Here is a 24,061-nt window from a genome sequence, read left to right on the forward strand (position 1 = left end):
GTCAGATCCCCTTCGCCGGGCCGGCCGCGGCGGCCGTGCCGATCGCGTCGTCGGTGTCGGTGTCGGTGCGGGTTCGGGTGCCAGCGCGGGTGTCGGTCCCGGTGTCAGTGCCAATGCGGGTGCCGGTGCGGCCTTCGGCAGCCGTGACCACCCCGTCGGCGTCGACCCGGATGCTGGTCCCGGCCGTCCCGGCGACCAGTCCCTCGATGTCGGCCAGCGCCCCGATCACCGCCGGGCGGCCGGTGGCCCGCGCGAAGTCGCAGGCGGCGGTGACCTTCGGCAGCATCGACCCGGCGGCGAACTGCCCGGCGTGCGCCGGCAGCAGCGCGTCGGGGTGGGCCGCGGTGACCAGCCGCTGGTCGGCGGTCCCGAAGTCCAGGTAGACCCCGGCCGTGTCGGTGGCCATCACCAGCACGTCGGCCTCCAGGACCCGGGCCAGCAGGCCGCTGGCGTGGTCCTTGTCAATCACCGCCTCGACGCCGACCAGCCGTCCGTCGGCGTCCCGCGCGGTCGGGATGCCCCCGCCGCCGGCGCACACCACGACGCAGCCGGCGTCCAGGAGCAGCGAGATCTGCTCGACCCCCAGCACCCGCCGCGGCGCGGGCGACGAGACGACGCGCCGCTGCCGGTCGCCGTCCTGCTTGAAGCTCCAGCCCCGGTCGCGGGCCAGGTCCGCGGCCTCCGGCCCGGAGTAGCCGGGCCCGATCGGCTTGCCCGGGTCGCCGAACGCCGGATCGGCCGGGTCCACCTCGACCATCGTCAGCAGGGTGGCGACCGGGCGTTCGCCGGGCAGGCGGTTGCGCAGCTCCTGCTCGATCAGGTAGCCGATCATGCCCTGCGTCTCGGCCCCGAGGACGTCCAGCGGGTAGACCGGGACCGGCGTGTACGCCGCGCCCTCCAACGCCAGCAGCCCGATCTGCGGGCCGTTCCCGTGCGAGACCACGACGTCGCGGCCGGCGGTGACCGCCGCCAGGCGCTCGCAGGCCACCGCGACATTGGCCCGCTGGTTCTCGCTCGTCATCGGCTCGCCACGACGCAACAGGGCGTTCCCGCCGAGGGCGACGACGACCCGCTGCGTACCGATCATGGCTCAAGCGTCAGAGTCCGCGATCCCCGCAGCAACCGCACGTCGCCGGGCTTTACGGCGTTCGGTGGAAGGCGGGGCGGAAGGGAACGCGGCGGTCCGGCCACAGCCCTTTGAGATACCGCTCCATCGGCTGTTCGACCCACCGGTGGAGGAACGCCGAGAGCGCCACGGCCACCACCAGCGCCAGGAGCAGCCACGGCACGTTGCCGAGCCACGCCTCCGGCCGCCGGCCGCCCAGCGACTGGGCGCAGGCGTTCAGCACGGTGCTCTCGACCAGGTAGAAGGAGAAGGACCACCTGCCGAGCGCGACGAGGACCGGGGACCGGAGCCAGGACTTGCCGCCTTCGACGTCCCTGACCGCCACGGCGGCGACGCAGAGGGCGAAAAGGGGCGCGAACACCTGGTCCAGGTCCCCGAAGAGGGTCGCCGGACCCCGGTACCAGGCGAAGGGCTACGGCCAGGTCGAGGACGGCGGCCATCGCGATCCACCGGAGCCGCAGCCGCAGCCGCATCAAGGGCCGGACGATGAAGGGAAAATGCAGGTAGAAGAAGGCCCCGCAGGAGAGCGACCAGGTGGCATCGTTCGCCGCGTAGTAGCTCCGATGCGTCCACGCCTGGGTCAAAGTCAACACATGCAACAAGCCGCCCCACGGGTACGGCTTGCCGAAGTAGAACACGTAGTAGAACAGGTAGGAGCTGACCGGAATCTACCCGGGAACGGCGCCCAATAGGGGCTGTGAAAGAGGAAGACCGCGAAGGCGGCCCACCACCGCATGCCTGTCAGGGACTCCACGCGCCCGGGGGAGGAGCGCAGCGTTGTCACTGGACCCATCCCCTGCCTTGGCCGACCTCGGCGACGTGTGCCGGTTGGCGAATCTACGGCGCGGGCCGCCCGCCGAGAACGACTCACAGGCGTGCCCGGTATACGTATCCTGCTGTAGGTGGCTCGGACGGTGATCACGCGACCATGGCCCTCCCACGGCATCTGACGTATCGTCAGATCTCCTAGTCGACGAGGAGGGGCCCGTGTCAGAACGTTCGGAAGAGGCCAAGCCCAAGGAACAGCGCCTCTACGCGAAGCTCGCCAGCGAGGGGCCCTACGGCCCCGGCATCGGCAGCGCGCTGATCACCATGGTCGAGCCGCATCCGGGCCACGAGCACGCGTACAACCGGTGGTACGAAGACGATCACTACATATCCGGCGCGATGTCGATGCCGTGGATGTTCGCCGGACGGCGATGGGTCGCTCCGCGCCCGCTGCAACTGCTGCGCTACCCGGCCGAGTCGGCGGTCGCCAAGCCGGTCACGGCCGGCGCCTACATCACCGTGTACTGGATCAACGAGGGCCGCTACCAGGACCACATGGACTGGACGGTGGCGATCAACCGGCGGCTGTATCCGGACGGCCGGGTGTTCCAGGAGCGGACGCACGTGTTCACGTCGTTCCAGAGCTACCTCGGTGCCGTCTACCGCGACGGTGACAGCGGCCCCCGCGACCTCCACGCCCTCAACCATCCGTACGCGGGCCTGGTCGTCGAGGTCTTCGACGCCGCCGACGGCCAGGACCCGGCCGCGCTGGCGGCGTGGCTGAAGGAGAAGCACCTGCCGGCGAAGCTCGACAACACGCCGATCGCGATGGCGACGGTGTTCGAGCCGATGCCGCTGCCCGGGACCACGCCGACGTACGTCAAACCGGTCGAGGGGGTCGGCAGGCGGATCACGGTGCTGTATTTCCTGGAGCAGGATCCGGCCGCGTGGTGGGACCTCTTCACGCTCGACGGGGCCGTGGTCGGCGCTTCGGGGCTCGGGCGGCTGGAGTTCGCGGCGCCCTTCATCCCCACGGTGCCGGGGACCGACAAGTACGTCGACCAGCTGCGCTAGCCGCGGCAGCCGACCGGGAGGCGGCGGGGGGAGTCGGCCATGCGTCCGAGAACAATGCGAGCCCGGAAGCCGTCAGGCCTCCGGGCTCACTGGTCGCACTGAAGTCACAGGCCTCAGCGGCCTACAGGTCGTTGACCCCTATGGGCTGGACACCGAGCTGGGTCGCGAAGGCGTTCCAGTCCTTGACCGCCTCGTTCTTGGCCGCGCCCGCCTTCGTGCCGGCACTGTTGGCCTTGTTGAGGTTGTCGTTGGCGCCCGGCTTGCCGGTGCAGCTGAGGTTGTCGTTCGCCCACGCGACGTAGTCGTTCTCGGACTCGGCCGACAGCTGCCAGGAGTTGATCAGGTCGGTGGCCAGCTTCGCGCCGTTCGGCAGCTTGTCGACCTGCAGGCCCTTCATCGTGTCGGCCTGCGCCTGGCGCTTGGTGGCGACGTCGCTGAAGGTCTGCTTGCTCTCCGGCATGCTCTTGCACGCCTGCACGTTGCTGTACGCGCCGTTGGCCTGGCTGCGCAGCTCCTTGCTCTGGGCGATGACCTGGTAGACCGCGTCGGCCTGCTTCTTGGCCTCCGGGTCCACCCCGGGCGCCGCGGACCCGGTCGAGCTGCTGACCGTCGCCGACGGGGTGTCGGTGTTCGAGGCCTTCTTGCCGTTGTCGGTCTTGCCCTTGCCGCCGCCGGAGAACGCCACCGCGGCGACCACGATCAGCACCACGAAGACGCCGATCGAGACCAGGAGCGTGGTGTTGGTCTGGCGCTTGCCCGGCGCCGTGGCCAGCAGCAGATCCGGTCCGCCCGGGTTGCCGCCGTACGGGCCCTGGACCCGCGGTATCGCCTGGGTGTGGTACTCCGGGCCGCCCTGGTCGCCGCCGGATCCCTGGTAGGGCTGGCCCTGCGCCTGGTAGCCGCCGGCGTCGTAGGCCCGGCTCGGCAGGCCCTGGCCGCCCTGCTGGTAGCCGACCTGGTCCTGGGTCGGGGGCTGGTAGACCGGCAGCTGCTGGCCGGTGGCGCCGGCCGGGGGCAGCGACTGGGTGGGGGGCGGGCCGCCGTGGCCGCCGTGGCCGCCTGGTCCACCCGGTCCGCCGGGCGCGCCGGGTCCGCCAGGACCACCAGGACCACCAGGACCGCCCTGCGGCGGCTGCGGGCGGCCGCCGCCGTTCTGCGGGTAGCCGTGGGCGCCCGCGATCGACACGCCGATCGGGCCCTGTCCGGGCATCAGCGATCGCCGGTCGTCCTCCGGCGCGTCGCGGAAGAGGTGGTCGAACTCGTTGGGGATGCCGCCCTGGGCGTGCTGCACGGGCATCTGCTGCCCCGGCAGGCGCCAGGAGAATCCTGACGATTCCGGGATCTCGCCGCCCGGAAAGCCGTCGCCCTGCGGGCCGGCATGGGGGACGGCCTGCTCAGGCGCGTCGACGGGGGCGAATTGCGCGGGATACGGCATTCCCGCCCCTGCGGTCGCGGCGTCGTCCGACGGCGGCATGGCACCCCCGGCGATCGACTCGCTCTCGTGAAACGTCTCATCCATAGGCGGGTCCGAGCCTACCCGATCGCTCGTGCGACGAATCACATCAGTGTCACAGCTGTGACCGAACGCGTTCACGCGTTGATGGGTTCACCCGGCCGCCGCTGGGCCAGCAAGCTGCGGAACTCCCGGGTCGCGGCCACCGCGTTGTACGGATCGAGCCGGCGTTCGAAGTCGTGAAGCGCCTCGATCGTCCGCGCGGAACGCGTCCGGCCGGACAGCTTGACCGCCTCGGTCGCCGCCGCGCACCCGGCCTCGACCTCCCCGCCCTGCACCCGGGCCGAGGCCAGCGTGAACAGGTTGAGCACCCGGCGCCGGGTCTTGTCCGGGCCGAACCCGGCCAGCGCGGCGCCCGCCTGCTCGGCGGCTTGGCGCGGCTGCTCCAGATCGCGGTAGCAGGCGGCGGCCGTGTCGGCGATGTAGTGGTGGTCGAAATAGGAGGACCAGACCGGGGAATCGCCGCTGCTGTGCTCCAGTTCGTCGCTGGCGCGCCCCAATGCCTGCTCGGCCGCGCGCCGGTCGCGCATCGCTGCGTGCCCGCGCGCCTCCGCACAGTAGAACTCGGCACGGACCTGTGGCGAGGCCGTGCCGCGGGCTCCCTCGTCGGCGGAGCGCGCCAGCTGCACCGTCTCGCGCGGCGCGCCCAGGGAATTCGCGAGGTGGCTCATCGCGGCCAGGATGTGACCGCCGTGGGCGCGGTCGTCCGCGGCCTGGGACAGCCGCAAGGCCTGGATGTAATAGCGCTGGGCCAGTCCCAGCCTTCCCGTGTCGCAGGCGAGATAGCCGGCGAGTTCGGTCAGCGCGGCGGTGGCCGCGAACAGCTGGCGGCCGACCTTCTCGGCGTAGACGCCGCGCAGCAGCTCCGCCACGACGCCGTCGAGATACCGCACGGCGAGCACGCGCACGTGTCCGCCGCCGAACCGGTGGTCCAGGGTCCGGAACGCGTCGGTGGCGGCCCGGACCGCGGCGACGTCGGCCACGCCGACCCGCAGCGGCGCGTGCCCGTTCTTGGCCCCGGCCGCCGCCGCGCCGCGAGCCACCACCGGATCCTCGGCCATGATCAGCCAGTCCCGGCTGGGGCCCACCATCGCGGTGACCGCGAAGGACGCGGCGCGCAGCTGCTCCCGGCCGGCGGCGTCGGCCCGCCACAGCCCGGCGGCGACGGTCACCGCCTCCTCCGGGTCGGCGGCCAGCCCCAACGCCAGCGACGAGCTGCCGTCGCGCTCGTCGACCATGCCGATCTCCTCGACGGTGACCGGTCGGCCGAGCTTGCGTCCGAGGGCTTCGGCGATCAGCGCCGGCGTGGTGGCCCGCGGCTGCTGCCCCCGCAGCCACCGCGCGACCGAGGTCTTGTCGTAGCGCAGGTCCAGGCCCAGCTCCGCCCCCGCGAGGTTGACCCGGCGGGCCAGCCCGGCGTTGGAGCAACCGGCCTCGGCGATCAGCTCCGCGAGTCTCCGATTGGGTTCGCGCGGGCCACGGGGCGGCTCCATACCCCGGGTGATACCCGGGCGACTAATCGGACGAACACTGATGCCCGCGACGAAATATCAGACCTCTTGCACATTCGGGTAATCAGGTGACATGGGCCCCGTAACCAGACTCCTGTCACTCGCGTTAAGGGCACATGACTGTGCTGTCTCTGCCCGACGGGGACCTCTCCTCCCCCGGCCCCTCCCCCGCGGACGGCGACCACCTGGGCCTGAGGGCCGCGGCGCTGGCGTACATCGAAGCGCGGCACTGGGACATCCTTCCGGGCACCTCGGTGGTGCGTGCCGACGGCAGCTGGCGCTGTTCCTGCACCAACATCGCCTGCGAGGCCCTGGGCGCGCACCCGGCGCACCGGGACTGGCAGAAGCAGATCACGGCCCAGCCCTCCCGGGTCCACGGCTGGTGGCAGGACCACCCCGAGGCCGCCATCCTGCTGCCGACCGGGCGCACCTTCGACGTAATCGACGTCCCGGAGCAGGCCGGCTGCCTGGCGCTGGCCCGACTGGAGCGGGCCGGCGCGGCGATGGGCCCGGTGGCGGCGACACCGACCCGGCGGCTGTACTTCTTCGTGCTGCCGGGAGCCAAGCCGAAGGTCCCGGAGATGCTGATGCGCGCCGGCTGGGGCCGGGCCGAACTGGACCTGAAGTGCTACGGCGACAAGGACTACGTGGTGGCGCCGCCGTCGCGGATGGGCACCGGCGGACATGTGCAGTGGGCACGGCCGCCCGGCGAGTCGAACCGGTGGCTGCCGGAGGCGGCGGAGCTGATCCCGACGCTGGCTTACGCGTGCGGGCGGGAACGGTTCTAGAGCAGGCGGCAATGGCGACGTCGATGGCGATGGCGACGGCCGGCCGATTCGGCTGATGGCTCCGGTTGCCCGGTCCGGTACGGTTGCGCGGTTTTCTCGGGCTGCCCAGTCCTATCCGGCTGCCGGTTCCCGATTTTCTCCGGCAGCCCGGTCCTATCCGACGGCCAGTTTTCTCAGGCTTCCTGGTTTTCTCCGGTTGCTCTGCCTACTCCGCGCCCGGATCCTCGGGCGGAGCGGCACCCGCCGTCCGGCGCTTCAGGAACACCAGCAGACCCGCGCCGCCGAGCACCAGCACCGCCGCGGTCCCCGCGATCGGCAGCAGCGAACCGCTGGCACCGGTGGCCGCCAGGTCGTGGTCGGCGTTCCCGCCGGCCGCGCCGGTGGGGGGCGCCGAGGTCGTCGCGGTGGCTGTTCCCGTGGTTCCCGTGGTCCCCGTGCCCCCGTTGGCACTGCCCGCCGCCGCGACCGCCGTGGTCCCGGTCGTCGAAGTCCCGGTCGTCGAAGTCCCGGGGGTGCCCGCCGCACCGCCGGTCGCCGGGTTCGCGCCGCTCCCCACCGCCGCCGCGCCCGGCATCGTGCACGCCGCGGAGGCGAGCACGATGGCCCCACTGACCTTCGCCAGACCCACCGCGTCGACGGTGATCCTGGCCTCCACGGCCGACGACGCGCCCTGGGTGTCCGTCGTCGTCACCGGGGACAGGTGCACGTCCAGCTTCGCCACCCCGATGTCGAGCGGGATGTCGCCGCTCAACGGCACCGGGATCTGGCGCCCCAGCAGCAGGATGGTGGTCGGCAGCTTCGCCGAGACGCTGGGCTTCTGGCCGGGCACGCAGGTCGCCTGCGCGGACACGGCGTCGATCTTCAGGATCCCGTTGTCGGCGCTGGCCCCCGGGAGGTTCAGCAGCGGCAGGAACAGCCGCAGGTTCGCCACCGTGGCATAGGCCTGGGTGTAGCCCCCGGGACCCCGGATCACCCGCGCGGTGCCGGAGACCGCGTCCGCCTTCAGCAGGTCCGCCTCCGGGCCCGGAAGGTGCAGGGTGCTGATGAGGTCGTCGCGCAGCCGCAGCACCGAGTTGGTGAAGTTCGCGGAGTCCCCGTTCGCGTTCGGAGCGCTCGCGGTGCCCAGCGACAGGTTCGCCAAGGGGACGTCGAGGCCGGCCGGGCCGCCGAGGTGCAGGGCGCCGAGGAGCCCGGTGAGCAGCTGGAGGTCGAGATCGACCTTGCCCGCGACCGCGGTGGCGGTGCCCGGGGACGGCGGGGCGGCGGGAGCGGCAGGGGCGGCGGCCGGTGCGGCCACGCCATGGACCGACGCCTGCGCGGGCGCCGCACTGAAAGTCGTCGTACCGGCGGCCGCGGCCACGGCGGCGGCTCCGGCGGCCCAGGAAACGAGGCGACGGCGCCGAGACCCACAAGAAAAAGGCATCGGCCCGCCTGAATCGGCATCCGGGACGGATATCGAGGACATAGCGGCGAACCCCCAAAGACTCTTGGACAGCCTCGCCATTCTTGCTCACTGTGGGCGGTCTGACTATCACAAAGCGTGGATTCACCCACACAGGGGATTCGTACTCGAATTTCCGCGCCAACCCGGGAAGATCCGGGTCAGTCGATCCGGGCGCGTCCGAGTACCCCAGAACGGGGACCCTTCGCGCCCGGAGCGCCCGGACAGTCCGGGGCCGTCAGGGACTAGGCCGCGCGGACCGTGACAAAGACATGACCGGCGAGGTCCAGGTCCAGCTCCGCGGTCTCGCCGACCGAGCCCAGGAGCACGCCGCCCGGCGACACCGTCGCCCGCACCGTCTGCCCCGGCTGCACGCCGGCCCGCCGCAGCCGCAGCATCAGCTGCGGGTCGGTCTGGAGCGGCTCGCCGAGCCGGCGGACCACCAGGTTCTGCGCGGCGCCGGTCCGGCCGCCGCGCTCGACCACGTCCCGCAGGTTCGCCACGTCCCCGTCCAGGAACGCCTCCTGCTCCCCGACCGACGAGTCCAGCTCGGCCAGGCCCGGGATCGGGTTGCCGTAGGGGGACTCGGTCGGGTGGTCCAGGAGCTCCAGCAGCCGCCGCTCGACGGCCTCGCTGATCACGTGCTCCCAGCGGCAGGCCTCGACGTGGACGTCCTCCCACTCCAGGCCGATGACGTCGGTCAGCAGCCGCTCGGCGAGCCGGTGCTTGCGCATCACGCGGGTGGCCTGCTCGCGGCCGGCCTCGGTGAGCTCCAGGTGCCGGTCGCCCTCGACGGTCAGCAGGCCGTCGCGCTCCATCCGGGCCACGGTCTGGCTCACGGTCGGACCGCTCTGCCCCAGGCGCTCGGCGATCCGGGCCCGCAGCGGGACGATGCCCTCCTCCACAAGCTCGTAAATGGTCCGCAGGTACATCTCGGTGGTGTCGATGAGGTCGCTGCTCACGTTCTCCGTCCCTTCCCGCGGGCCCGACGGCCGCTGTTCTCGGTACTCGCCGCCGGTTATCGCAGCCCGGTACGCACAGCGGTGCTCTATTCTTGCGCATTCCCCCGACAGGTGAGGGCACCGTCCACGCGTTTCCCATGCCCGCCACCCAGCACCACCCTTACGCGGCACCACCTGCGGCGTTCCGGGCGGTGGTCCAACGGCGGTCAGCGCAGCGGTACGGCGGCGGTCAGCGCAGCGGTACGGCGGCGGTCAGCGCAGCAGGGCCTCGGCCCGCTCGGTCCGCAGATGCAGCACCGCCCGGCCGTCCCGCCGGGTCGCCACCAGCCCGGCCCCGCGCAGCACCCCGAGGTGCTGCGAGACCGCGCCCGCCGTCACTCCCAGACGCTGCGCGAGCTGCGACGTCGTCCCCGGCTCGGCGAGCCGCACCAGCAGTTCGGCCCGGGTCCGCCCGATCAGCGCGGACAGCGCGTCCGGCGCCGGCCGCCGGGTCTCCCAGACCGTGCCCACCGCCCGCGCCGGGTAGTGCAGGATGCCGGCGGTGGTCGGCTTCGTGTTCACGCACTTGTCCGGCCAGCTGAACACGCCCGGCGCCAGCACCAGCGCGCGGCCGTCCAGCGCCACGTGCTTGGCGGCCAGCGGCCACAGCTCGGCGCTGAATCCGGCGCCGCTGAGCCGCAGTTCCCCGTCGGCCCAGCGCACTTCGGGGTGCAGGTCGTCGAAGACCGCCGCGACGCCGGAGTCGGCCAGCACCCGCGAGCGGTAGGCGATGTCGGCCTCCAGCACGCCCAGGATCCGCGGCCAGTGCGGCGCCACGAGCACGTCGAAGACCCGGTGCAGGACGGCGGCGAGCCGCGCCAGCCCGGCTGGCGGATCGTCGTAGAATTCGCGCTGGAACCGGTCGGCGGGCGGCTCGTTGTTGTCGAAGAACATCCGCACCCTGGCCGGGTCGGAGGTGCGGATGGTGTCGAGCTCGTCCTCCAGCGCGGGCATGTGCACGTCCGGCACCGGGACCAGCACGCCGGGGCGGGGGTCGCGGCCGATGAACCCGGTCAGGATCTCCAGGTCCGGCACCTGGTGCAGCAGCGGGCGGGCCCAGCGCACCCAAGGCAGGTGGATGCCGTGCTTCCCGGGGACGTGCAGCACGTCGACGGCTTGCAGCGCCTCGTAGACCGGCGAGATCGCGAAGCGCACGCGCGCCATCTCGTGGTTGCTGATCGGTATCCGGACCGGATTCCCCATCGCCCGCCCCCCTTGATCCCCCGGTGGATTTAGCGAGGGGTAAATCGTAGCTCCGTCCTGGGGCGGTCTTCGAGTCTTTCTCCATGACCTCACTCTCTGTGCCTTCCACAGCGCGTTCCACGACTCCGGCTCCCCAGCCGCCCGACCCCCGGCCGGACCAGACCGCGGGCAAGAAGCTCGGCCGCGACTGGCACCTGTTGTTCACCGCCGAAGCGATCTCCGTCCTGGGCGACGGCGTCTTCGTCGCCGCGCTGCCGTCGCTCGCCGCCGGCTACACCCGGGATCCACGGCTCATATCCGGGCTCACGGTCGCCGGGACCCTGCCCTGGCTCGTGTTCTCGCTCCAGGCCGGCGCGATCGCCGACCGCTCGGAAAGCCGACGGCTCTCGATCTGGGCCCAGGGCTGGCAGCTGGTGTGCGTGGCCCTGGTCGGGCTGCTCGCGCTGGCTCGCGGTGCCGGCTGGGGATTGGGCGCGCTCTATGTCCTGGCCTTTGGACTGGGCATGGCAGCGGCGCTGGCAAAGAGCGCGTCGCAGCCGCTGATGACGTCGATCGTGCCGCGCGAACACCTGGTGTCGGCGAACGGCCGGCTGTTCACGGCGCAATCGGTGGCCCGGGACTTCGCCGGACCGGCGCTGGGCGCGGCGTTGTTCGCGCTGGCTCCGACGCTGCCATTCTGGGCCGACGTCGCGACCTTCGGGGTGTCGATGCTCCTGATCGCGCGGCTGCCCAAGCCGGGTGCGCCGGCCTCGACCCCGGATCCGGACCGTCCGCGCCGCCGGTTGCGCGCGGAGATCAAGGAAGGCCTGACCTGGCTGGCCCGCCACCGGCTGCTGCGCACGACGACGATGCTGTCGGCGGTGGCGAACTTCGGGAACACGATGGGCTACGCGACGCTCGTGCTGTACGTCGGCGTCCACCGGTACGGGCTGCTGCTGAGCGCCGCCGCGATCGGCGGCGTGATCGGCGGGCTGGTCAGCCGCCGCGCGGTGGCCCGGCTCGGCGGCCGCGTCGTCGTGCGCTTCACGACCTCGGTGACGCCGCTGGCCTGCATTGGGGTGGGCCTGCTCGGCCCGAACCCGATCGTGCTCGCGGTGCTGCTCGGCGTCGCCAGCCTGAGCGCGTCGTTGTGGAACGTGGCCGTGGTGTCGCAGCGGCAGCGCCTGGTCCCGACGCATCTGCTGGCCCGGGTGTCGAGCGCCGGGATCATGGTGGTGTGGGGGATGCAGCCGCTCGGGGCGCTGGTCGGCGGGGTGGTCGCGGCGCGGTTCGGGCTGGCGACGCCGTGGGTGGTGGGGGGCCTGCTGCGGCTGGCGGCCTCGGTGCTGGCGATCCGGCCGCTGCGAGAGTGGCGGGACTGAGAAACCGGTATCTGAGGATTCTGTCAGTGCCCCTGCGTAATAATGGGTCCTTGGGTTCAGCTGGGGAACACCCATCGTAAATCAAGGAACGATAACGATGTCGCTGCCGATTCCGCGCGGGGTCTCGATCGACGCGCTGCGCACCGCTTCTCTGTCCTGTCAGGGATGCGAACTGCATCAAGCCCAGCCCGGGTCGTTGAGCGGGCCGACTCAAACGGTGTTCTCCAAAGGGAATCCGGCTGCGCGTGTGGTGTTCGTCGGGGAGCAGCCCGGAGACATGGAGGACCGCGCGGGGCTGCCGTTCGTCGGACCGGCCGGGCAGCTGTTCGACCGGGCGATGGCCGAGGCGGGGATCGACCCGCGGCAGGCGTACGTCACGAACAGCGTGAAGCACTTCCGCTTCCTCCAGGACCGGCCCAACGGCCGCCGGATCCACAAGACGCCCGACGCCACGCACATCGAGGCGTGCAAGCCGTGGCTGCGCGCGGAGCTGACCATAGTGGACCCCGAGGTGATCGTGGCGCTGGGCGCGACGGCGGGGCGGGCCCTGGTCGGCCCGCAGTTCCGGGTGACGCGGGACCGGGGCAAGGTGATGGTGTGGCCGCCGAGCGGGGACGCCGGGTTCGGGACCGATCCGTCGCGGCGGCGCGCGGTCTCGTTGGTCGCGACTTCGCATCCGTCCGCGGTGTTGCGCGCGGACAACCAGGAGACGGCTTATAAGGAACTGGTTGCCGATCTGCTTCTCGTGGGGCGCCTTCTCGCTTAAGAGTCCCTAAGAATTTCAAGCCGCCACGAATCTGAGAGCCTGGGGACATGGTGATGATCGCGCGACGGTTCAACGGTCCCCCGCTCTCGGGCAACGGCGGCTACGTCGCGGGCGTTCTCGCCGAACGGTTCTTGGCCGAATTCGGACCGACGCCGGGCGCGAAAGTGCAGGTGACGCTGCGCAAACCGCCGCCGTTGGAGAAGTCATTGACGCTGCGGCAGCCGCCGGAGACCGAGGTGCTGCGGCTGATGGACGGCGGGACCGTGGTCGCCGAGGCCGAGCTGGTGGAGGCTGCGGGGGAACTGGTCGAGCCGGTGTCGTACGACGAGGCGGTGACGGCGTCGAAGGACTACGCCGGTTCCGTCGGCCACCCGTTCCCGACCTGCTTCGTCTGCGGTCCGGAACATCCCACCGGGCTGCACATCTTCGCTGGTCCGGTGCCTGGTCGGCGCGGCGTCGTGGCCGCGCCGTGGACGCCGGCCGAGGACACCTCGGGGCCGGAGTTCGTGTGGGCCGCGCTGGACTGCCCGGGCGGCTGGTCGGCCGGCGACCTGGAGGGCCGTCCGGTGGTGCTCGGACGGATGAGCGTGGAACTGCTCAACGACGGTGAGCCGCTGGTCGCGGGCGCACCGCACGTGGTGCTCGGACGGCATCTGCGCACCGAGGGGCGCAAGACGTTCACGGTCTCGGCGCTCTACGGCCCTTCGGGGGAGCCGGTGGCGAGCGCCGAGGCGGTGTGGATCGCAGTCGATCCAAAGGCTGTGCGGCCGGAGGGCGCAGGCGGCGCTGACGCAGCTGGTACGGCTGGTGCAGCTGATGCACCTGGTCCGGCCGGCGCCACGGACGTCGTCAGGGACTGAGCCGCTCCAGGGCCCACCCGGCCCCGGCCTGGTCGTCGCGCTTGTAGCGCAGGCGGTCGTGGAGCCGGTCGGGGCGGCCCTGCCAGAATTCGACCGTCTCGGCGCGGACCAGGAACCCGCCCCAGAACTCGGGCAGCGGCACCGGCACCCCCTCGGGCCATTGTTCGGCCAGCTCGACGGCCCTTTTGTCGAGCCACTCCCGGTCCGGGACGACCGTGGACTGCTCGCTGGCCCAGGCGCCGATCTGCGAGCCGTGCGGGCGGGTGGCGAAGTATTCGGCGTCGCTCTCGCGGTCCAGTTTGGTGGCCGCGCCGATGACGATCACCTGGCGATGCAGCGTGTACCAAGGGAACAAAAGCGAGCATCGCGGGTTGGCCGCCAACTCCCTGCCCTTGCGGGAGCCGAGGTTGGTGTAGAAGATGAATCCGGTTTCGTCGAACCCCTTCAACAGCACTGACCTGCTGGAGGGCTGACCGTCCGGGTCAGTGGTAGAGACCACCATGGCGTTCGGCTCGGGCAATGAGGCCCGGACGGCGTCGTCCAGCCACACGGCGAATTGGAGGTGGGGTGCGGGAGCAGCGTCCTGTTCACGGAGCGTTCCGATGCCGTATTCCCGGCGGAGCGCGGCGAGCGCTTCAGAGTCCACGGAGCCACGGTAACGCGTGTGACATTCCAGACACAGCACCGCCCCCGGTACAGAGCACGCTGTGTGGAGGGTCACTATAGGAGAGACGCACTAATCACGACACCACCGTGTCGTCGCGATGCCGCCAGGGAAGGCGACACCGTGGCAAAAGCCAGCTGGCCGCATCGAGCCACAGCACTAGAGCGGCACACAAAAGAAACAGAGGGAGTACACATGTCCGACTTCGTACCGGGCCTTGAGGGCGTTGTCGCCTTCGAGACCGAAATCGCCGAACCCGACAAGGAAGGCGGCGCTCTCCGGTACCGCGGAGTCGACATCGAAGACCTCGTCGGGCGCGTGACGTTCGGCAACGTGTGGGGCCTTCTGGTGGACGGCAAATTCAACCCGGGTCTGCCGCCGGCGGAGCCGTACCCGGTGCCGGTGCATTCCGGCGACGTGCGCGTCGACGTGCAGTCCGCGCTGGCGATGCTGGCCCCGGTGTGGGGTCTGCAGCCGCTGCTGGACACGTCGGACGAGAAGGCGCGCGAGGACCTGGCGCGCGCGGCGGTCATGGCGCTGTCGTTCGTGGCCCAGTCGGCCCGCTCGATCGAGCACCCGGGCCAGGCCATGGTGCCGCAGAGCGAGGTCGACAAGGCCGAGACGATCGTCGAGCGCTTCATGATCCGCTGGCGCGGTGAGCCGGACCCCAAGCACGTCCAGGCCATCGACGCTTATTGGACCTCGGCGGCCGAGCACGGCATGAACGCCTCCACCTTCACCGCCCGCGTCATCGCCTCCACCGGCGCCGACGCCGCCGCGGCCCTGTCCGGCGCGGTCGGCGCGATGTCCGGCCCGCTGCACGGCGGCGCCCCGGCCCGCGTGCTGCACATGGTCGAGGCCGTCGAGGAGATCGGCGACGCCCGCAAGTACGTCAAGAGCGTCCTGGACAAGGGCGAGCGCCTGATGGGCTTCGGCCACCGCGTGTACCGCGCCGAGGACCCGCGCGCCCGCGTGCTGCGCCGTACCGCCCGCGAGCTGAACGCGCCCCGCTACGAGGTGGCCGCCGCGCTGGAGGAGGCCGCCCTGGCCGAGCTGCGCGAGCGCCGTCCGGACCGGGTGCTGGAGACCAACGTCGAGTTCTGGGCCGCCGTGGTCCTGGACTTCGCCCAGGTCCCGGCGAACATGTTCACCTCCATGTTCACCTGCGCCCGCACCGCCGGCTGGAGCGCCCACATCCTGGAGCAGAAGAAGACCGGCCGCCTGATCCGCCCCTCGGCGATCTACACCGGCCCGGCCTCCCGCAAGCCGGAGACGGTCGAGGGCTTCGACACGATGGTCCCGCCGAGCGGGTTCCACACGTACAAGGGCTGAGCGCCCGAGCGGGACGGCGCGAGAGCCGTCCGGCACGATGATGAGGGCTCCCCCAAATGGGGGAGCCTTTTCCCCTGCGTGGGGGAAGTTGGGCAGATCGGTCCGGAGCGATGCTCGGGCTATGACGATCACTGACTTCTCACACCGAGACTGCTCGGACCCGGGCTTGTCAAACACAGGCTTCTCGGACGCGCGCTTCTCGGACCCGGGCTTGTCGGACCGGGGCTCGTTGGGCACAGGCTTGTCGGGCACGGGCTTCTCGGACCCAGGCTTCTCGCCCGAGATACCCGGGGCGGCCGGGACAGCCCGAATACCCGGTGCCGCCGACAGCCCGGCGGCCGCCGATGACCTGGCCGCGATCCCGACTCCCGCGTCGCCGGCCCTTCCAGTTTCCGGGCCGCCGTGCGCGCCGGCTGCCGATGACCTGTCCGGCCGCCCCGCGCCACCTCTTGCACCACCTGTCGCACCACCCGTCGCTCCACCTGCCGTTCCGCCTGTCGCTCCGCCTGCTGTTCCATCTGCCGTTCCCTCCCCCGTGCCGGGCCGCCTGCGGTCGGCGCTGTGCGCGGTCACGATCGTGGCGGCGGTCCCGTACCTGACGCTCAAGGCGCTGTGGATCTGCGGCGTCGGTGTCGGCGTGCACGGATCCGCCCTGCGCGGTGGCGCCATGGCCGGTGCCAACGCGGTCACCGTGCTGATGGACGGGACCGCCGTCGCTGTGGCGCTGGCCCTGGTGCGGCCGTGGGGGCTGCGGGTGCCGGCGTGGGTGCTGGTGTTCCCGATGTGGGTGGCCACCGGATTTCTGGCGCCGGTGGTGGTCGGGGCGCCGGTGGCGGCGTTGGCCGGGGCGGCGTCGGGGGGCGTCGGGGCGGGCGGTCGGGGCGGGGGCGGGACGGAGTCGTTGAGCGGCTGGGTGTTCGCCCTCGTCTACGGCGGGTTCGGGGTGCAGGGTGTGGCGCTGGCCGGGGGCTTCGTCCTGCATGTGCGAGACCGGTGGGGGCGGTTGTTCGCGCTGCGGCTGTGCGATCTGCCCGGCGGCGTCGTGGACGGGGTGCGGCGGACGCTGGTCACCGGCGTGGGGGTGTTCGCGCTGGTGCCGATCGGGGTGCACCTGTACTGGGCCGCGGGCGGGGCGGCGGGGCACCCGGCGGATCCGGACGGTCCGGCGAGCCGGTTCGTGCTGGAGAGCGTGTTCGCGCTGGTGCCGCTGGCCGGGGTGATCGGGGCGGTGATCCTGGTGCGGCGGCGGGACGGCGCCCCGGCGCGGTGGGCGCTGGTGGCGGCGTGGACCGGGACGGCGGCGATGTTCTCCTGGGGCTTGTGGTGGGAGCTGGCCGGCACCGTGCCCACGCCGGTGACCCGGGGCGAGGACCTGCGGGGGATCGCCGGGGTCGGCGCGGCGCAGATGCTGGCCGGGGCGGTGCTGGCGACGGCGCTGGCGCTGCTGGTGGTCGAGGCGTCGGCGCGGCGGGAGTGCGCCGCGGGGCCCGGGAGCACCCGGTGATCGCGGTGCGGACCGCGCCGCCGCGTCAGGCCCCGGCGCCGGAAACCGTGACCCGCTGGGACCGGATCGGCCGGATCGCCGCCTACGGCGCGGCGGTGACGCTGACGCCGTACGTGGTGATCAAGGCGTCGTGGGTCATCGGCTCGCTGTTCGGCGTCCTGCCGGTCGGCACCGGCTTCAACCTGGCCGGCTGGGTACTGCTGAACACGGCCACGATCGGGATGGCCGTGGCCGGGATCGTGGTCGCGCTCAGCCTGGTCCGGCCGTGGGGCCGGCGGCTGCCGGGCCGGCCGCTGGCCTTCTGCGCCTGGGTGGCCACCGGGTTCCTGGTCCCGCTGCTGCCCTACGCGGTGCTCACCTCGGTGTTCCAGCCCCGGCAGCAGGCCGCCGGGCAGCAGGCCGATCCGGCGGCGATGCCGGGCTGGGAGGCCGCGCTGGTCCAGACCGGGTTCATCGGCATGGGCCTGGGCCTGCTGCTCGGCCTGCCCGCGTATCTGCGCCGACGCTGGCCCGCCATGTTCACGGTGCGGCTGCCCGCCACTGGCACCGGCACCGCCACTGGCACCGGCAATGGCACCGCCACCGGCACTGGCACCGCCCCAAGTCGGCGCCGCGATCTCCCGCCGGCCGCCCTCGGCATCGCCACCGCCCTCGCCGCGGTCGTCGGCGTGTTCTGGCTCTCGTGGACGGCGGGTTCCCGGCTCGGCGTCGCCCATCCCGTCGACGCCGACGCGAGCTGGCGGATCCTGAACGGCGTCTCCGGCCTGTGGGCCGTCATCATGGCGATCTCCATATCCCGGCTGCGGCGGGACCGGCCGGGGCGGCTCCCGCGCTGGATCCCGGCCGGCGCCGCGTGGATCGGATCGGGCACGCTGTTCGCCTGGAGCGGCTGGAAGCTGGTCATCACCCTGATCCTGCTGACGATCCGCCCCGCCGACGTGGCCCTGCCGGAGAACCTCGCCGTCGCGGCCGTGCTGCACGCGCTGGCGGTCGTGGCCGCCGCCATCAGTGGTCTGGCACTGGTCCGGGCCACCGCCGCCGGCGACCACGAGGCGTTCGCCGCGGACACCGAGCGTGACATGATCGCGGAATGAGCCTCAAGGGGGAGCTCCGGGCCGTCGCCGCGGCGGCGTTCGGGCGGGTGGCGCTGCGCCGCTGGGTCTTCCTGATCCTCGGCGGGGCGCTGGTGACGCCGTTCTACCTCGTGATGAACACTCTGGCCGGCCTGCTGGTCCCGGACCCGGGGCACGCGGAGCAGGCAGTGCTGCAGTTCGGCTCCTTCCTCGCCGCGCTGCCGCTGGTGGCCGGGGGCGCGGCGCTGGCGGCCCGGTTCGTGCGGCCGCTGGAGGTGGCCGCCGTCCGGGCCCTGCTGACCGCCGAGGTGCCGGCGACCGAGAGCGACGCGGGCGCGGCCCGGGGCCGCACCGCCGCCTGGGCGGTGCTGCACCTGGGGATCGGCACCCTGGTCGCCGGGGCGACGCTGGCCGTCCCGCCGGCCGCGACCGTGCTGCTGGTCCGGCCGGTGGCGGCGGGCAGCGGCTGGGCCTGGATGAGCGACGTCCCGGCCTGGGCCGGTCCCCCGGCCGCGCTGTTCCTGCTGGCCGGACTGGCCTCCTGGGCCTGGGCCGGCGCCCGGGTCCTGCAGGCCGCGGCGCCGCGCCTGCTCGGCCCGTCGGCGGCCGAGCGGCTGGCCGCCGCCGAGCGCGCCCACCTGCGCCTGGCCGAACGCAACCGGCTGGCCCGGGAGCTGCACGACTCGGTCGGCCACGCGCTGAGCATCGTGACCCTCCAGGCCGCGGCCGCCGGCCGGGTCCTGGACCAGGACCCGGCGTTCGCCCGCCGGGCGCTCGGGGCCATCGAGGACGCGGCCCGCGGCGCCATGGACGAACTCGACCACGTCCTGGGCCTGCTGCGCGAAGAGGACGCCGAGCGCACGCCCCGGCCCGACCTGGACGACCTCGAACGCCTCGCCGCCTCGGCCCGCGCCGTCGGCACCCCGGTCGAGCTGCGCGTTCCCGGCGATCCGGCGGCCGCCCTGGCCGCGGTACCGGCCGTGGTCTCGCGCGAGGCGTACCGGATCGCCCAGGAGGGACTCACCAACGCGCTGCGCCACGCCCCGGGCGGCGTCGTCACGCTCACGGTGGCGCTGGAGGGCGACGCGGACACCGCCGCCACGGGACTGACCGTGACCGTGGAGAATCCGCTCCCCCAGCGCCGCCCCGGCACGCGTTTCCGCACTTCCGGCGGCGGTCGCGGCGCCGAAGGCATCGCTGAGCGCGTGGCGTTGCTGGGCGGCACCGCGACCGTCGGTCCGACCCCGACCAGCTGGCGGCTGCACGCACGCCTGCCGCTCGTACCGGCCCGTCGGCAGCCGCTCGTGGAGGCCGCCGACGCCTCCACCGCCGCCAGTACCGCCGACACCACCGCCGCCACCGCCGCCACCGACACCACCGACACCACCGACACCACCGCTTCCGAGGGGGACGCATGACCACCGATCCGCCGCCCGTCTCCGTCCCCGTCCCGGTCCCGCCGTCGACCGCTGACGCCCCGATCAGAATCCTGATCGCCGACGACGAATCGCTCGTCCGCTCCGGCCTGCGCGTGATCCTGTCCGCCGAGCCCGATCTCGCCGTCATCGGGGAGGCCGGGACCGGGGCCGAGGCGGTGGCGCTGGCCCGCTCGCTCCGGCCGGACGTGGTGCTCACCGACGTCCGGATGCCCGCGCTGGACGGCATCCAGGCCGCTCGCCGCATCCTGGACGCCGCGGGTCCGGCGCCGGCTCCGCGCGTGGTCGTCATCACCACGTTCGAAAACGACGACTACGTCTACGACGCACTGTTGGCCGGGGCCAGCGGCTTCCTGCTCAAGCGCTCGCGCCCGGCGGAGATCGTCCAGGCGGTCCGGCTGGCCGCGGTCGGCGACACGCTGATGTTCCCCGAGGCCGTGCGGGAGCTGGCGCGTCGGCACCGGCGCCGGCCCGAGGCCGTCGCGGAGCGGCTGTCGGAGCGGGAGCGCGAGGTCCTGCGCCTGATGGCGGCCGGGCTGGAGAACGCCGAGATCGCCAAGGAGATGTTCCTCGGCGCCCAGACCGTGAAGACCTACGTCGCGAACATCCTCGCCAAGCTCGACGCGCGCAACCGCACCCACGCCGTGGTCATCGCCTACCGCAGCGGTTTCGTGAATCCATAAGAGCCCTACAACCTCGGCCCGCAGCGTGACTCGTCCCTTCGCTGTGCCACGCCCGGCTCCAGCTGAGCAGCCTGGCGCAGGGACTTGCGTGTCTCGTTTCACGGACCGGACGCCAAATCTCGGACACAGGACCGTTACGATGCGTGTAGGCCTGGCCAACGACGCCCCGGGCCACCGTTTTCTCCTATCCACTACAGCTACTACAGCTCGGAGAACCGCGTGGCTGACATCACCATCCCCACTGACCTGCTCCCCTCCGACGGCCGGTTCGGCTGCGGTCCGTCCAAGGTCCGGCCGGAGGCCGTGGCCAAGCTGGCCACCGAGGGCGCGCAACTGCTCGGCACCTCGCACCGGCAGGCGCCGGTGAAGAACCTGGTCGGTCGGGTGCGCGCCGGCGTGAGCGAGCTGTTCGGGCTGCCCGAGGGCTACGAGGTGGTGCTCGGCAACGGCGGCTCGACCGCGTTCTGGGACATCGCCGCGTTCGGCCTGGTCCGCGCCAAGTCCCAGCACCTGAACTTCGGCGAGTTCTCCTCGAAGTTCACCTCCTCGGTCAAGGCCGCGCCGTGGCTGGAGGCGCCGTCGGTGATCTCCTCCGAGCCGGGCACCCACCCGCTGGCGGTCGCCGAGGCCGGCGTCGACGTGTACGCGCTGACCCACAACGAGACCTCCACCGGCGTGGCGATGCCGATCACCCGGCCGGCCGGCGCCGACGAGGGCGCGCTGGTGCTGGTGGACGCCACCTCCGGGGCCGGCGGCCTGCCGGTGGACGTCGCCGAGACCGACGTCTACTACTTCGCCCCGCAGAAGAACTTCGCCTCCGACGGCGGCCTGTGGATCGGCCTGTTCTCCCCGGCCGCCCTGGCCCGCGCCGCCGAGATCGGCGCCTCGGACCGCTACATCCCGCCGTTCTTCAGCCTGCCGACCGCGATCGACAACTCCTCGAAGAACCAGACCTACAACACCCCGTCGGTGGCCACGCTGTTCCTGATGGCCGAGCAGCTGGACTGGCTGAACGGCAACGGCGGCCTGGCCTGGTCCACCGCCCGCACCGCCGACAGCTCCTCGCGGCTGTACGCGTGGGCCGAGCGCACGGACTACACCACGCCGTTCGTGACCGACCCGGCCCAGCGTTCGCAGGTGGTCGGCACCATCGACCTCGCCGAGGGGATCAGCGCGGACAAGGTGTCGGCGGCGCTGCGGGAGAACGGCATCGTCGACACCGACGCCTACCGCAAGCTCGGCCGCAACCAGCTGCGGATCGCGATGTTCCCGGCGGTCGAGCCGGAGGACGTCGACAAGCTGACCGCGAGCATCGACTACGTGGTGGAGCGCCTGGCCTGATCGGGGCCCGGTCCGAGTGGGCCGCCGCCCGCTGTCGCGTCAGCGCAGCGCGGCGGCGATCACCACGACGGCGAGGATCGCGACCAGGACGAAAGTGACGACCCTGGAGCGGGTACGTGTGTTCACCGCTCCAGGGTAATGCGCGCGGACCTGCCGCCGATCAGCGGTGCCGGGTCGGCGGCCGGGCGCTGCATGGTCGGCGGCCGGATCAGCGGTTGGTCGGCGATTTGGTCGGCGGCCGGATCAGCACTTGATCTGCACTCCGGTCGGCAATCGGCGGCCGGCCATCGGCCACGCCCGGTCAGCGGCCGGTCAGCGGCCAATGCGCGACCCGTTCGTAGCGCTTGGCCGGCGACACGCCGCTGGCGAGGTGTCCGCCGTTCACCGCGGTGTGGACGCCGTTGGACCCATTGGACCCATTGGACCCGTTGGACCCGCTGGATCCGTTGGACCCCCCGGTTCCGATTCCGCCGCCGACTCCGCCGCCACCGGCTCCACCACCAACTCCACCACCGGCCCGCGCCGCGCCCCGGGCACCGGCGCGTCCGCCGCCGGCCGCCGATCCGACGTGCGCGGCCTCGGCGCCGTCGACCACCGTGAACAGCTCCACCTCCCCGGCCAGCCAGCCCGGGGACCGGAACGCCCGCAGCCGCTCCACCAGCGGCGCCAGGTCCAGCGGCCCGCTGTGGTCGTCCTGCGTGGAGCCCCGCGGCACACCGCTGACCCGGGCCAGCGTCAGGTGCGGCCGGTAGGGGCGGTCCTCGATCCGGATGTGGCAGCGCCGGGCCGCCGCTCCGGCCGCCTCGGCCAGCCGCCCCAGCCGGTCGCACTGGCCCTGCACGCCGAACCACAGCGCGCGCGGCCCGAAGCGTCCGGCCCCGGCCAGCGACAGCTCCATCGGGGTGGTCCGGGCCGCCACCCGGCCGAGGCGCTCGGCCAGGTCATCGGCCTTGTCCTCGGCCACCTCGCCGTAGAAGGCGACCGTGATGTGCCAGGTCTCCGGCCGGGTCCAGCGCAGCAGGGCGTTGACGCCGGGGGTGTTGCCCCGCTTCAGCGCGTCCACCGCGGTCCGCACCTCCAGCAGGACCGCACGGGGTGGCGTGATCGCCACGAACAAGCGCATGCGTCTCCTTGAGGTTCCCCCACGCACCGGCACCGCACACGGACGCCCGCACCGCTCAGCGCGCTTCACACCTTGTGAGAGCACCCACAATACGGCGTGTGACCGGCGTGGTGTCGATAAGCGACAACGGTTTTTCTTCGCCTGTTCGCGCCGCCCCCGCGCAGTCCCGGCGCGGCCCCTGCGCAACGTGTGCGGACTCAGGCGGCCAAGCGCTCGGCGACCCGGGGCGGCGTGTGCGCGGCCAGGCGCTCCCGCACCGACAGGCCCTTCACCCGGGCCAGCGCGTAGGCGGCGGCGACCGCGGCGACGATCGATATCAGCCCGCCGCCGCCGACCGCGTACCGGGCGCCGAAGTGCTGGCCGATCCAGCCCACCAGCGGGGACCCGATCGGGGTGCCGCCGAGGAAGACCACCATGTAGACGCTCATCACCCGCCCCCGCATCTCCGGCTCGACGCCGGTCTGCATGGTGGCGTTGGCCGAGGTGGTGACCATGATGATCATGACGCCGACGGGCAGCATCAGCGCCCCGTACAGCACCGCGTCCGGCATCAGCGACACCACGGTGGCGGCCACCCCGAAGCCGCAGGCGCTGAGCAGCACCATCGCCACCCCGACCCGCCGCCGCCGGGCGGTGACCAGCGCGCCGGACAGCGCGCCGAGCGCCAGCAGGATGTTCAGCAGGCCGAAGGTGCCCTTGCCGAGGTGGAAGGTCTGCACCGCCATCAGGGTGCTGGTGATCTGGAAGTTCAGGCCGAAGGTGGCCAGGAAGAACATGCAGAACAGCACCGCGAGCAGGTCCGGCCGGGTCCGCAGGTAGGCGAAGGCCTCCCGGTACTGGCCCTTGGCCCGCATGATGGGGATCGGCGCGTAGAGCTCCTCCCGGCGGATCAGCGCCAGCCCGGTGATGATCGCGACGCCGGCGATCGCGTTGGCTATGAACACCCAGCCGACGTCCATCACCGCGAGCGCCAGGCTGGCCAGCGCCGGGCCCAGCATCCGCGCCAGGTTGAAGGTGGCGGCGTTGAGCGCGACGGCGTTGGGCAGCGCCTCGGGCCCGACCAGCTCGACGACGAAGGACTGCCGGGCCGGGTTGTCGAAGGCGGTGACGGTCCCGCCGACCAGGGCGATGAGGTAGACGTGCCAGAGCTGGACGGCGCCGGAGACGATCAGCAGGCCCAGCGCCAGCGCGCACAGCCCGGTCAGCGTCGCGGTCAGCATCAGCAGCCGGTTCTTGCGGTAGCGGTCGGCCAGCGCGCCGCCCCACAGACTGAAGGTCAGCGCCGGGCCGAACTGCAGCGCGGTGACGACGCCGAGGTCGGTGCCGGAACCGGTGATCGACACGACGAGCCAGTCCTGGGCTATCCGCTGCATCCAGATGCCGGTGTTGGAGACCACCATGCCGCTGGCGAAAAGCCGGTAGTTACGGATCGACAGCGAGGAGAAGGTGGCTGACTTCACGGCTGGGCAGGCCCCCTGAAGGCGTTCGTCCCC

At 72.4% G+C, this 24,061-nt stretch carries 20 protein-coding genes and 1 pseudogene; 11 read left to right on the forward strand and 10 right to left on the reverse strand.

All coding sequences use genetic code 11. From position 1 onward, the window contains the following. Position 1: 1 nt before the first annotated feature. Together ABD481_RS07470 and ABD481_RS07475 are read right to left on the reverse strand one after the other, a co-directional pair. Positions 2-1,087 (reverse strand): carbamate kinase, encoded by a 1,086-nt coding sequence (locus ABD481_RS07470; RefSeq protein WP_344664802.1) that lies wholly within the window; start codon positions 1,085-1,087, stop codon positions 2-4. Between the two features lie 52 nt (positions 1,088-1,139). After that, positions 1,140-1,499, reverse strand: a pseudogene (locus ABD481_RS07475) (DUF418 domain-containing protein); the annotation flags it as partial. Positions 1,500-2,113: 614 nt separating this feature from the next. On the opposite strand from ABD481_RS07475, the gene ABD481_RS07480 reads away from it, so the two are divergent. Further along, positions 2,114-2,968, forward strand: coding sequence for a hypothetical protein (locus tag ABD481_RS07480; RefSeq protein ID WP_344664803.1), 855 nt, complete (start codon positions 2,114-2,116; stop codon positions 2,966-2,968). Positions 2,969-3,089: 121 nt separating this feature from the next. Here the strand turns inward: ABD481_RS07480 and ABD481_RS07485 are convergent, their stop codons facing one another. Continuing rightward, on the reverse strand, positions 3,090-4,487 hold the full coding sequence (locus ABD481_RS07485) for a hypothetical protein (protein ID WP_344664804.1): 1,398 nt from the start codon (positions 4,485-4,487) through the stop codon (positions 3,090-3,092). A gap of 71 nt (positions 4,488-4,558) precedes the next feature. After that, positions 4,559-5,974 carry an NsdA family TPR-like regulatory protein gene (locus ABD481_RS07490; RefSeq protein ID WP_344664805.1) on the reverse strand — a complete coding sequence of 472 codons (1,416 nt, stop codon included), beginning with the start codon at positions 5,972-5,974 and terminating at the stop codon, positions 4,559-4,561. Positions 5,975-6,108: 134 nt separating this feature from the next. Between ABD481_RS07490 and ABD481_RS07495 the strand changes: the two genes are divergently transcribed. Further along, entirely contained in the window at positions 6,109-6,780 is a 672-nt protein-coding gene (locus ABD481_RS07495; RefSeq protein ID WP_344664806.1) for a bifunctional DNA primase/polymerase, read from the forward strand. A 205-nt stretch (positions 6,781-6,985) separates the two neighbouring features. On the opposite strand, the gene ABD481_RS07500 is transcribed toward ABD481_RS07495, so the two are convergent. The 3 genes from ABD481_RS07500 to ABD481_RS07510 all read right to left on the reverse strand — a co-directional run bounded on the left by ABD481_RS07500 (position 6,986) and on the right by ABD481_RS07510 (position 10,425). Next, a complete protein-coding gene (locus ABD481_RS07500; protein ID WP_344664807.1) occupies positions 6,986-8,140 on the reverse strand; it encodes a hypothetical protein in 1,155 nt (384 codons plus the stop codon). A 326-nt stretch (positions 8,141-8,466) separates the two neighbouring features. After that, entirely contained in the window at positions 8,467-9,153 is a 687-nt protein-coding gene (locus ABD481_RS07505) for an iron-dependent transcriptional repressor DtxR (protein ID WP_425559119.1), read from the reverse strand. Positions 9,154-9,435: 282 nt separating this feature from the next. After that, the gene (locus tag ABD481_RS07510) at positions 9,436-10,425 is read right to left on the reverse strand and encodes an ArsR/SmtB family transcription factor (RefSeq protein ID WP_344664809.1); all 990 of its coding nucleotides are present in this window, start codon (positions 10,423-10,425) and stop codon (positions 9,436-9,438) included. A gap of 83 nt (positions 10,426-10,508) precedes the next feature. Between ABD481_RS07510 and ABD481_RS07515 the strand changes: the two genes are divergently transcribed. The 3 genes from ABD481_RS07515 (at position 10,509) to ABD481_RS07525 (ending at position 13,412) form a co-directional block, all read left to right on the forward strand. After that, the gene (locus tag ABD481_RS07515) at positions 10,509-11,786 is read left to right on the forward strand and encodes an MFS transporter (RefSeq protein ID WP_344664810.1); all 1,278 of its coding nucleotides are present in this window, start codon (positions 10,509-10,511) and stop codon (positions 11,784-11,786) included. Positions 11,787-11,883: 97 nt separating this feature from the next. Then, positions 11,884-12,552 (forward strand): UdgX family uracil-DNA binding protein, encoded by a 669-nt coding sequence (locus tag ABD481_RS07520; protein WP_344664811.1) that lies wholly within the window; start codon positions 11,884-11,886, stop codon positions 12,550-12,552. Positions 12,553-12,599: 47 nt separating this feature from the next. Further along, complete coding sequence (locus ABD481_RS07525) at positions 12,600-13,412, forward strand: hypothetical protein (protein ID WP_344664812.1); 813 nt, start codon at positions 12,600-12,602, stop codon at positions 13,410-13,412. Here the strand turns inward: ABD481_RS07525 and pdxH are convergent. Then, positions 13,402-14,058, reverse strand: a complete 657-nt coding sequence (gene pdxH / locus ABD481_RS07530) for a pyridoxamine 5'-phosphate oxidase (RefSeq protein WP_344664813.1) — start codon at positions 14,056-14,058, stop codon at positions 13,402-13,404. The genes ABD481_RS07525 and pdxH overlap by 11 nt on opposite strands. 213 nt (positions 14,059-14,271) lie before the next feature. On the opposite strand from pdxH, the gene ABD481_RS07535 reads away from it, so the two are divergent. The 6 genes from ABD481_RS07535 (at position 14,272) to serC (ending at position 21,445) form a co-directional block, all read left to right on the forward strand. Further along, positions 14,272-15,408: a citrate synthase 2 gene (locus ABD481_RS07535; RefSeq protein WP_344664814.1), complete on the forward strand. Its 1,137-nt coding sequence runs from the start codon at positions 14,272-14,274 to the stop codon at positions 15,406-15,408. 535 nt (positions 15,409-15,943) lie between these two features. Further along, the gene (locus tag ABD481_RS07540; RefSeq protein WP_344664815.1) at positions 15,944-16,912 is read left to right on the forward strand and encodes a hypothetical protein; all 969 of its coding nucleotides are present in this window, start codon (positions 15,944-15,946) and stop codon (positions 16,910-16,912) included. Continuing rightward, complete coding sequence (locus ABD481_RS07545) at positions 16,909-18,006, forward strand: hypothetical protein (protein WP_344664816.1); 1,098 nt, start codon at positions 16,909-16,911, stop codon at positions 18,004-18,006. Before ABD481_RS07540 ends, ABD481_RS07545 begins: the two co-directional genes overlap by 4 nt. Next, the gene (locus ABD481_RS07550; RefSeq protein WP_344664817.1) at positions 18,003-19,403 is read left to right on the forward strand and encodes a sensor histidine kinase; all 1,401 of its coding nucleotides are present in this window, start codon (positions 18,003-18,005) and stop codon (positions 19,401-19,403) included. Before ABD481_RS07545 ends, ABD481_RS07550 begins: the two co-directional genes overlap by 4 nt. Further along, a complete protein-coding gene (locus ABD481_RS07555; RefSeq protein WP_344664818.1) occupies positions 19,400-20,104 on the forward strand; it encodes a response regulator in 705 nt (234 codons plus the stop codon). The genes ABD481_RS07550 and ABD481_RS07555 overlap by 4 nt, the downstream gene beginning before the upstream one ends. A gap of 219 nt (positions 20,105-20,323) precedes the next feature. After that, complete coding sequence (serC, locus tag ABD481_RS07560) at positions 20,324-21,445, forward strand: phosphoserine transaminase (protein ID WP_344664819.1); 1,122 nt, start codon at positions 20,324-20,326, stop codon at positions 21,443-21,445. A gap of 301 nt (positions 21,446-21,746) precedes the next feature. Here serC and thpR read toward each other — a convergent pair whose 3' ends face one another. Together thpR and ABD481_RS07570 are read right to left on the reverse strand one after the other, a co-directional pair. After that, on the reverse strand, positions 21,747-22,568 hold the full coding sequence (gene thpR / locus ABD481_RS07565; RefSeq protein WP_344664820.1) for an RNA 2',3'-cyclic phosphodiesterase: 822 nt from the start codon (positions 22,566-22,568) through the stop codon (positions 21,747-21,749). 197 nt (positions 22,569-22,765) lie between these two features. Continuing rightward, positions 22,766-24,028 (reverse strand): MFS transporter, encoded by a 1,263-nt coding sequence (locus ABD481_RS07570; protein WP_344664821.1) that lies wholly within the window; start codon positions 24,026-24,028, stop codon positions 22,766-22,768. Positions 24,029-24,061: the final 33 nt, after the last annotated feature.

Origin of the sequence: Catenulispora yoronensis (assembly GCF_039531695.1) — a bacterium.
GTDB classification, from domain to species: Bacteria; Actinomycetota; Actinomycetes; order Streptomycetales; family Catenulisporaceae; genus Catenulispora; species Catenulispora yoronensis.